This is a genomic window from Planctomycetota bacterium (assembly GCA_038746835.1).
GTDB lineage: Bacteria > Planctomycetota > Phycisphaerae > Tepidisphaerales > Tepidisphaeraceae > JBCDKH01.
In genome coordinates, this window is the sequence record JBCDKH010000153.1 from 1 (window position 1) to 9011 (window position 9011).

At 66.0% G+C, this 9011-nt stretch carries 8 protein-coding genes; 6 read left to right on the forward strand and 2 right to left on the reverse strand.

Annotated elements, in window-relative coordinates:
* The first annotated feature begins 250 nt into the window (after positions 1 to 250).
* The 6 genes from cpaB (at position 251) to AAGI46_13215 (ending at position 8153) form a co-directional block, all read left to right on the forward strand.
* On the forward strand, positions 251 to 1441 hold the full coding sequence (gene cpaB, locus AAGI46_13190; GenBank protein MEM1013160.1) for a Flp pilus assembly protein CpaB: 1191 nt from the start codon (positions 251 to 253) through the stop codon (positions 1439 to 1441).
* A 93-nt stretch (positions 1442 to 1534) separates the two neighbouring features.
* Positions 1535 to 3238, forward strand: coding sequence for a type II and III secretion system protein family protein (locus tag AAGI46_13195; GenBank protein MEM1013161.1), 1704 nt, complete (start codon positions 1535 to 1537; stop codon positions 3236 to 3238).
* 137 nt (positions 3239 to 3375) lie between these two features.
* The gene (locus AAGI46_13200) at positions 3376 to 4527 is read left to right on the forward strand and encodes an AAA family ATPase (protein ID MEM1013162.1); all 1152 of its coding nucleotides are present in this window, start codon (positions 3376 to 3378) and stop codon (positions 4525 to 4527) included.
* Positions 4528 to 4570: 43 nt separating this feature from the next.
* Positions 4571 to 6178 carry a CpaF family protein gene (locus AAGI46_13205; GenBank protein MEM1013163.1) on the forward strand — a complete coding sequence of 536 codons (1608 nt, stop codon included), beginning with the start codon at positions 4571 to 4573 and terminating at the stop codon, positions 6176 to 6178.
* Positions 6179 to 6202: 24 nt separating this feature from the next.
* Positions 6203 to 7183, forward strand: a complete 981-nt coding sequence (locus tag AAGI46_13210) for a type II secretion system F family protein (protein ID MEM1013164.1) — start codon at positions 6203 to 6205, stop codon at positions 7181 to 7183.
* 31 nt (positions 7184 to 7214) lie between these two features.
* A complete protein-coding gene (locus AAGI46_13215) occupies positions 7215 to 8153 on the forward strand; it encodes a type II secretion system F family protein (GenBank protein ID MEM1013165.1) in 939 nt (312 codons plus the stop codon).
* On the opposite strand, the gene AAGI46_13220 is transcribed toward AAGI46_13215, so the two are convergent.
* Positions 8125 to 8559, reverse strand: a complete 435-nt coding sequence (locus tag AAGI46_13220; GenBank protein ID MEM1013166.1) for an arsenate reductase ArsC — start codon at positions 8557 to 8559, stop codon at positions 8125 to 8127. The two genes, AAGI46_13215 and AAGI46_13220, sit on opposite strands and share 29 nt — an antisense overlap.
* 136 nt (positions 8560 to 8695) lie before the next feature.
* Positions 8696 to 9011 (reverse strand): aquaporin (locus AAGI46_13225; GenBank protein MEM1013167.1); only part of this gene is annotated, 316 nt, incomplete at its 5' end.

Here is a 9011-nt window from a genome sequence, read left to right on the forward strand (position 1 = left end):
CGGCCGGTGACGTGACGCGTCACCGGCCGGCGGTCTTTTGCGCTTCGGACAGGTCAACGTCCGAGAACCCGTCTCGCGCTTGTTTTTGCGTTTCGTGGCATTCGTGGCCTCAACCGGCCAACGGGTCAGACCGACGCAGCAGGCGGACGGGTTCGACACCTCGGCAGCTTCCGAGGTGGCCCAGTCGCCAACACCAGCAGGCGAACGGCCTGCCATTCCGCAGACCCGCTCTGCCAAGCCAAAACGACCGATGCCCGAGATCAACGTCGACAAAATCAAGCAATTCGCCCCGATCGGCGCTGCCGGTGTCCTGGGGCTCGCCGCGGCCGGCATCGGTTGGATGCTCGTTTCGAGCTCCGGCAACGGCCCCGTGCAGCAGATCGCCGCTGTCGACTTCGACGAGATCGTCGTCGCCGCCCGCGATCTTCCCGCCGGCTATGCACTGACGGCCGATGACCTGACCTTCATGAAGGTCGAAAGCGGCTCGACTCCGTCGTCGGCATTCGCCGACATCAGCTCGCTGGTCGAGGCCGTCGGCGAAGACGGCACGGCTCGGCCGCGCGTGTTGACCCACCCGGTCTCTGCCGGCCAGCCCGTCATGGCGCTGCACCTGGCAGAAGAAGAGACGCCCGAAGGTCTGGCCGCACTCGTGCAGCCGGGCATGCGGGCGATCAGCATTCAGGTCGACTCTGCACACGGCCTCAAGGGCATGTTGCTCGCCGGCAGCCGCGTCGACATCGTCGCGACTGTCTCTGCCGAGTCGGACACCATCGCCCGCACCGTCGCACAGGACGTCCTGGTCCTTGCCGTTGGCGGCGTCTTCCGTGACGCACCCAAGGCGACGGTGGAAGACGAGGACGACCCATACAAGAACCCCGAAGATCGCGGCCGTGACATCACGCTCATGGTCACGCCCGAGCAGGCGGCGCGAATCGACCTGGCCTTTGCCAGCGGTCGCCCGCGTCTGGTCCTGCGTGGCGGCGGCGATCGCGAACTGTCACCGTTCACCGGACTGACCCTGGCCGAGCTGGCCGGGCTGAAGAAGGACGACCCGCAGGCATTCGACCCGTGGGGCGGCAACTACGACGAACAGCCTTACGAGTGGGAGCCGTCGACGGTCTCCACTGACACCGAGCCCGCTGCACCAGTCGTCATCGACAAGGCAGGCGGTGCCAAGATCGTCGGCGCGGCCGGCATCGACCTCAACCCGATTGCCACACCGTCGACGGACGTGCCGTCGGCCGAGGGTGACGAGTCGGTCCAGAAGCAGCCGGAAGCCCCGTCTGCCGACCCGACCCAGCCCAAGACCCAGCCCGATCCGCGTCCGACGGTTCGTCCGCGTCCGGCCAAGCCGCGGACGGTCGAGATCATCCGCGGCGGCGTGAGCTCCGTCGAGGTGGTTCCGCCGTCTTCCAAGAAGTCCGACCAGAACAAGAAGTAAGCCGTCTGAATCCCAAGTAGCACCGCACTTCGCGTCGCCACACCACAGCCTTCCACGCCGATCGCTTCGGCTGACTCTCTGACCCCAAGCACCGTGACCCGTTCGACCACCACCCTCCGCCATGCCGGCCACGCTCGCCGGATTCTCATCGCCGCTGCCGTGGCTGCCATGGGCTTCACCGGTGTGACCGCATCGGCCGCTCCCGATGACGCTCCGACGACGCGCCCGGTCGATGTCGACAATCCGTTCCTCGCCACCAGCGAAGAGCTTCCGGAAGTCGTCACGCCCGAACCGACAGGCCTCCTCGGCAGCATCGCCGAGATGGTCAAGTCGTTCAATCCGTCGGGCATGACCTTTAAGGCCGACGTCGTCGAGGTGACAGAAGTCCCAGATGCCGCCGAAGAGGTCGACACGAGCCTGATCGCTCCCGATCAGATCGAGGACGACCAGATTCGCGTGACGGTCAACGACAGCCGCATCGTCCGCACCAGCCGCCCTTACACGCGGGTCGCCATCGGTCGCGACGATCTGGCCGACGTTCGTCCGCTGGGTGCGCAGGAGCTGCTCGTCACTGCCAAGCGCCCCGGTACGACGCAGGTCGTTTTCTGGGACGAGAACGACCAGAGTGAGACGGTCCTGCTTCGCAGCAGTGCTGACCTTCGTGCGATCCAGGAGCGGCTCGACGAGCTGATTCCCGGCACGCAGATCCGCCTGGTCGATCTTGGCGGCATGGTCGGTGTCGATGGCCGCGCTCGCGACGCCGACGAGGCCGAGCGTGCGATGACGATCGTCCGAAGCTTCGCCCAGCCTGAGAACCTCATGGAGATGGCCGGCGGACAGCAGGTCGCGCTCCGCATCCGCTTTGCCGAAGTCACCCGCACCGCCGGCAAGGAGTTCGGCGTCAACTTCGGCTTTACCGACAGCCAGGGCACCGTCGCCGGCAGCCGCATCGGGCAGATCAGCCCGCTGGCCTTCTTCCGCGACACCGCCGGTGCCGTCACGGGCCTGGGCATTCCCGACCCGAACACGGGCGCTCAGATCTTCGGCCTCGCCACCAACAACGGCGACCCGCTGGCTTACTACATCAACGCACTTCGCGAGAGCAATCTGCTTCGCGTCCTGGCCGATCCCGAGTTGATCGTTGCTAGCGGCGAAGAGGGCGAGTTCCTCGCGGGCGGCGAGTACCCGATTCCTGTTCCGCAGGAAGAAGGCATCGCCATCGAGTATCGCGACTTCGGCATTCGCCTCGCCTACGCACCCGTCGTCCTGGGTGACGGCAGGATTCGCATGCAGCTCCGCACGGAGGTCAGCGACCTGGACGACACCATCGCGCTCTCCATCGGCGGCACTCGCGTCCCCGGCCTTCGCACCCGCACCACGGCCACGACGGTCGAGATGCGTGACGGACAGAGTCTGGCGATCAGCGGTCTGCTCCGCAGCAACATCACCGCCAGCAAGTCGGCCGTGCCGCTCCTTGGCGACGTGCCGGTCGTCGGAGCGCTCTTCCGCAGCGTCCGCTACCAGCGTGAGGAGACGGAACTGGTCGTCCTGATCACGCCGCGCCTCGTCGCTCCGCTCGACCCGGATCAGGTCGGCCCGCTGCCGGGTGAGACCTGGGAGCAGCCGGGCGACATCGACCTGTTCGTCTTCGGCCAGCTCGGCGGCGACGCGGGTGTGTCCCTTCCCGATGACGCCGACGTCGACGGGTCCGACAACCGTGCCCGCGGGCCCAACGCCCCCGTGCGACGCTCCCTCAAGACCAGCTATGCCTTCACGCCTGTCGAGCCGACCGAGTGAATCTCGCCGGACCCGAAGTGACGGGTCCGATCGGCCGAAGCAATGACAGTCCCGCATCGGGACCGAGAGATCCATCAACCTCCGACGCGTTGCCCGTAGGCAACACCGAGGACCGACTTCACGCCAAGCCACCGATCATGTTTCTTCAGATCACAGCCGTCATCGTCGACGCCGACCCGCAGAACCGCCAGGAGCTCGCTTCCGTGCTCAGCGGCTACGGGGTCAGCGTCGCGGCGACCTACGAAGACGTCGCCTCCATGGAGGCCGCGCTCAAGCTTGGCGACGAGCCGCAGGTCGTGCTCGTCAACCTCGACCCCGAGTCGAGCGACGTCCTGGCACAGATGAGCCAGCTTCCACGGACTTACCCGAACAGCGCGTTCTTCGTCATGAGCCAGGTGCTCGACCCGCAGCTGCTCATGAAAGCCATGAGTCTCGGCGTGCGGGAGTTCATCCCGCTGCCGATGACCGAGCAGGTCCTCAAGGACGCCTTCGAGCGTGTCAGCGACGCCCACGCGGGCGGCGAGCGAGCCCGCATCATCGGCGTCGTTCCGACGACCGGCGGCTGTGGTAGCACGACTGTTGCCTGCAACGTCGCCGCCAGCCTCGCCCAGGCTGGGAAGAAGACCGTCCTGGTCGATCTCGACCTCTGCCGCGGCGATGTCGCCGGTGCCTTTGACGTCCGCGCGTCGTACACGATCGCAGACGTCATGGAGTCGAGCGAGCGAATCGACCAGCGCGTCATCGAAAACGCACTCGTCACCCACGGCAACACCGAGCTCATGGTCCTGGCCCGGCCGGACATGATCGAGGAGACGCAGCGCGTCACGCAGGCGGGCTTCCAGAAGCTCATCGGGCTGCTCGGCCGGATGTTCGAGTACGTCGTCATCGACTCGGTGATGAGCCTCGACCCGATCTATTCGACTGCCGTCGCGGCCAGCGACGTGACGCTGCTCACGATGCAGCTCAACGTGCCAAGTGCCAAGAACGCCGAGCGCTACGTCGCGGCCCTGCGTCGCATGGGCGTGGAGGCGAGCAAGATTCGCGTCCTGGTGAACCGCTACGTCAAGCGTGGCAGCGACATCGCCCCCGGCGAGGTCGAGCGGGCACTGGGTCTGGAGATCGACTACCTGATTCCCAACGACTTCAAGACCGCCATCTCCGCGATCAACTACGGCGAACCGGCCGTGTGCCGTGCACCGCGTGCGGAGATGAGCGTGACGCTCAAGAAGATCGCCGACGACTTGCGTGCCACGCGTGAGGTCGCCGCACCGCTGAAGAAGGCTGCATAGCCCGTCTGTCATCACTCGCCTGAACCCGCAAACGAACTGACCTATGGGCCTCTTCACCAGCAACAATCCGTCCGGCGGCGTCATCGATGAGAAGGCTCTGCGCAGCCTTCCGCAGGCCAAGCCGGACCCGGACGCCGCACCCAAGGCCGACGACAAGTCGTCCCCGATGGACGTGCCGCCGGTCACACCCGCAGAGTCCGAGCCGCCCAAGAAGGACGACGCGCCCCAGGCCACGTCGTCGCTGTTCGGCGGCGCCTCGGCCGCTCCGGCGACGACGGCACCGGTCGTGCCTGAAGCGGCCAAGACGCCGTACAAGACTGCCGCGACGCCCGCACCAGCGCGTCCGGCGATGATCCGACCCGTCGCCGACGAACGGACACAGGAACTCGACCAGCTCAAGCGAACGATCCACAAGCAGCTGGTCGAGCGACTCGACATGACGGCGCTTCGCAAGATGAAGCCCGAGCTGGTCCGTAAGGAAGTCAGTCAGATCGTCCGTGAGATGGCCAGCCAGCAGGCCGCGCTCATCTCCGGCAGCGAGCAGGGCCGCATCATCGAAGAGGTGCTCGACGAGACCTTCGGTTTCGGCCCGCTCGAAACGATCCTCAAGGACAAGGACGTCAGCGACATCCTCGTCAATCGCCACGACCAGATCTACGTCGAACGCAAGGGCCGGCTCACCGTCAGCGAGACCGTCTTCCGTGACGAGAAGCACCTTCGCCAGATCATCGACCGCATCGTCGCGGGCGTCGGTCGTCGCATCGACGAGACGAGCCCGATGGTCGACGCCCGTCTGCCCGACGGCAGCCGCGTCAACGCTATCATCCCGCCGCTCGCCCTCGACGGCAGCTCGATCTCGATTCGTCGCTTCGGCTCCAAGCCACTGCAGCTCGAAGACTTGCTCCGCTACCAGGCCTTCCCACCGGTGGTGATGGACTTCCTGAGTGCGGCGGTCCAAGCACGTTGCAACATCCTGATCTCAGGCGGTACCGGCTCGGGTAAGACGACGCTGCTCAACTGTCTGTCGCGCTATATCCCGTCGGGCGAACGCGTCATCACCTGTGAAGACGCGGCCGAGCTTCAGCTACAGCAGCCGCACGTCGTCCGACTTGAAACACGTCCCGCCAACATCGAGGGCAAGGGCGAAGTCACCGCTCGCGACCTCGTCAAGAACTGTCTGCGAATGCGGCCGGACCGCATCATCATCGGTGAGACGCGCGGTGCCGAGGCCATCGACATGCTTCAGGCCATGAACACGGGTCACGACGGGTCGATGACGACCATCCACGCCAACACGCCGCGTGACGCCCTCAGCCGTCTCGAAGTGCTCGTCGCGATGGCGGGTTACGACATCCCGACGCGTGCGCTTCGCCAGCAGATCTGCTCCGCCGTCGACATCGTCGTCCAGGCCAGCCGACTCGCCGGCGGACGCCGAAAGGTGACTTACGTCTCCGAGATCGGCGGCATGGAAGGCGACACGATCCAGATGCAGAACCTGTTCACCTTCGAGCAGGAAGGCGTCGACCTCGACGGCAACGCCCACGGCGACTTCGAGTGCCACGGCATCCGGCCGCAGGCGGTACAGCGCATCGAGTACCGCGGCATCAAGCTGCCCAGCGACATGTTCGCCGCACGCACGCTCACTTTCTAAGCACGACTTCCAAACCCACGACCGATGACCGTTGAACTCGTGCTCCAAGTTCTCTTTGCCCTGACGCTCGCCGCCAGTGTTGGTCTTGCCGCGTGGTGGACCGCCGGCATCGGCCTGCAGGGTGTGCTCGGCAAGCATCGCATGCGTCAGCGCCTCGCCGGCCAGGCTGCTGGCGGCAACGCGACCGTCGTTGACGGCCAGCCCACGCTCCTCGGCGGCGATCAGCAGTCGACCATCCGCCAAATCCTCGGCCGATTCAGCCTGACCAACGAGCTCGAGTCGTCGCTCAAGCAGTCCTTCCCGGACATGAGCGTCGAACGATTCCTGACGATCTGCGCCGCTTGCGGCGGTGTCGTCGGCTTCGTCATGTTCGCAATGCGCGGCTCGCTGCTGGCTGGAGCAATCGGCTTCTTTGCGGCCGGCTACGTGCCGTTCATCTGGCTCGCTCGCGTTCGCCTCAAGCGTCAGCGTCAGATCAGCGAGCAGCTTCCCGATGGCCTCGACTTCCTCGGCCGAAGCCTCCGTGCCGGTCACAGCTTTCCGGTCGGGCTGCAGATGATGGGCAACGAGCTGCCCGCGCCGCTCTGCGAAGAGTTTGGCCGATGCCACGACGAGATGAGCCTCGGCACGTCCACCGAAGACGCGCTCAAGGCGATGACCGATCGCATCGAGTCGGGTGATTTCGCCTTCTTCGTCACGGCCGTGCTCGTGCAGCGACAGACGGGCGGTGACCTCGCCCAGGTGCTGGACAACATCACCGGCCTGCTGCGGCAGCGCATCCAGCTCGCTAACCAGACCAAAGCCAAGACCGCCGAAGGCCGATTCACCGGCTACATCCTGGCCGCGTTCCCGATGATCATGTTTGTCCTGCTCTACCTCATGAGCCCGGACAACACGAGCATTCTGACCGACACCTTTAAGGGACGATGCCTGTTGGGCGCGGCCATCGGGCTGTCGGTCCTGGGCCTCATCGTGATCCGCAAGATCACGGCCGTGAAGATTTGAGCACGACGCTTCCCACTCGACAACGACTGCTATGAACGATCCGAACGTCATGCTCGCAGGTGCCTTCGCCGCCACGGTCGGCCTGGGTGTCGCCAGCGCCGCTTACGGCGCGATCCGCCTCGTTAGTGCAGGCCAGGAGGACGCCCGCGTCCGCCAGCGTCTGCGTCGTGATCTCTCCACCGTCCGGGCTGGCCGCATGGCGGGTCTGACGGAGAAGTTCGGCGACAACTTCCGCAAGCTCACCAAGAAGCTCACGCACTACTTCGCCGGCGAAGGCGACGAGCGGGGCGACAAGCTCAAGGCCAAGCTGATCCGCGCCGGCATCTACCAGGCCGACGCTCCGCGACTCTTCCTCGCCGCACGCGTCGGTCTCGGCCTGCTGGGCGTCGGCTTCGGACTGCTCATGTCGATGGCCGGCATGTTCGACCTGACCACCGGCCTCGGTGCCGGCGGACTGATCGGCTACATGGCTCCGGCCATGTGGCTCAAACTCCGCGTCAAGAAGAACCAGAAGGAACTCTCCAAGGGTCTGCCCGATGGACTCGACCTTATGGTCGTCTGTGTCGAGGCCGGCCTGACCATCGACGCCGCCATGCAACGCGTCGGCGACGAGCTGGGCCTGGCCCATCCGACCATCAGCCGAGAGTTCGCCATCTGTCACATGGAAACCCGCATCGGCGTCGCCCGACAGCAGGCACTCCGCAACCTCGGCGTCCGCACCGACTACCCGCCGCTGCAGGCGCTGGCAGCAATGCTCATCCAGGCCGAGCGCTTCGGCACGAGCATCGCCAAGGCCCTTCGCATTCAGGCCGACTCGCTGCGTGTGAAGCGCCAGCAGGACGCCGAAGAACAGGCGGCCAAGGCGAGCGTCAAACTGACGTTCCCGCTGGTGCTCTTTATCTTCCCCGCCAGCTTCCTGGTCATGGGCGGGCCGGTGGTGCTCAAGATGATGAAGACCGGCTTCTTCTGATTTCTTCCAGCAGGTCATCGACCTTCGACTGGATCAAATCACGCACCTCGTCGAACTGCGGTTCGTCGAGGTGCTTTGGATCTGGGATCGCCCAGTCGAGGTGCCGGTCGGCCGAGAGGTGCGGGCAGGCATCACCGCACCCCATCGTCACGGCCGCGTCGAGCTTCGTCCCGACGAGCGTGTCGACGTGGACGCTCTGATGCCCCTCCGCCTGCATGTCGTACCCGAGCCGCTGCATCGACGCGACGGCCTTCGGGTTGACGACGCCTCCACCCTTCGACCCGGCCGACAGCGACTCGACGGCGACGTCGTGCTCGCGCCCCCACATCCGCGCGAACGCCTCGGCCATCTGGGATCGGTTGGCGTTCTCGACACACACGAACGCGACGCGGATGGGCTCGACCATGCTACGACGCTAGCAGGCCCCGCTCCGTCATCCCGAGCGAGCGCAGCGAGTCGAGGGACCTCGCCTCGATCCGGTGCCGGACCAGACGAGGTCCCTCGGCTGCGCTCGGGATGACGGCGGGCGTGCCGCTCGTTCTTCAACTGCCAGGCGTCGTAACGACGTGCACCTCGCGCCCCGGCTTCGGGTGCCGATAGATGTACGTCCACGCCAGCACTGCCAAGGCCGCCCCGATGATCGGTGCGACGCAGTAGAGCCACAGGTGCTGGAAATCGACGGCCGCGATGGCGGGGCCGATGGAGCGGGCGGGGTTCATCGACGCCCGGCACACCGGCCCGGCGGCGAGCGCGCAGATTCCCACCGTCCCGCCGATCGCGATGCCGGCCATCAGCCCCCGCTCCTTGCTGCCGACGGCGACGCAGAGAATCACGAAGACGAGTGCGAAGGTCAGGACG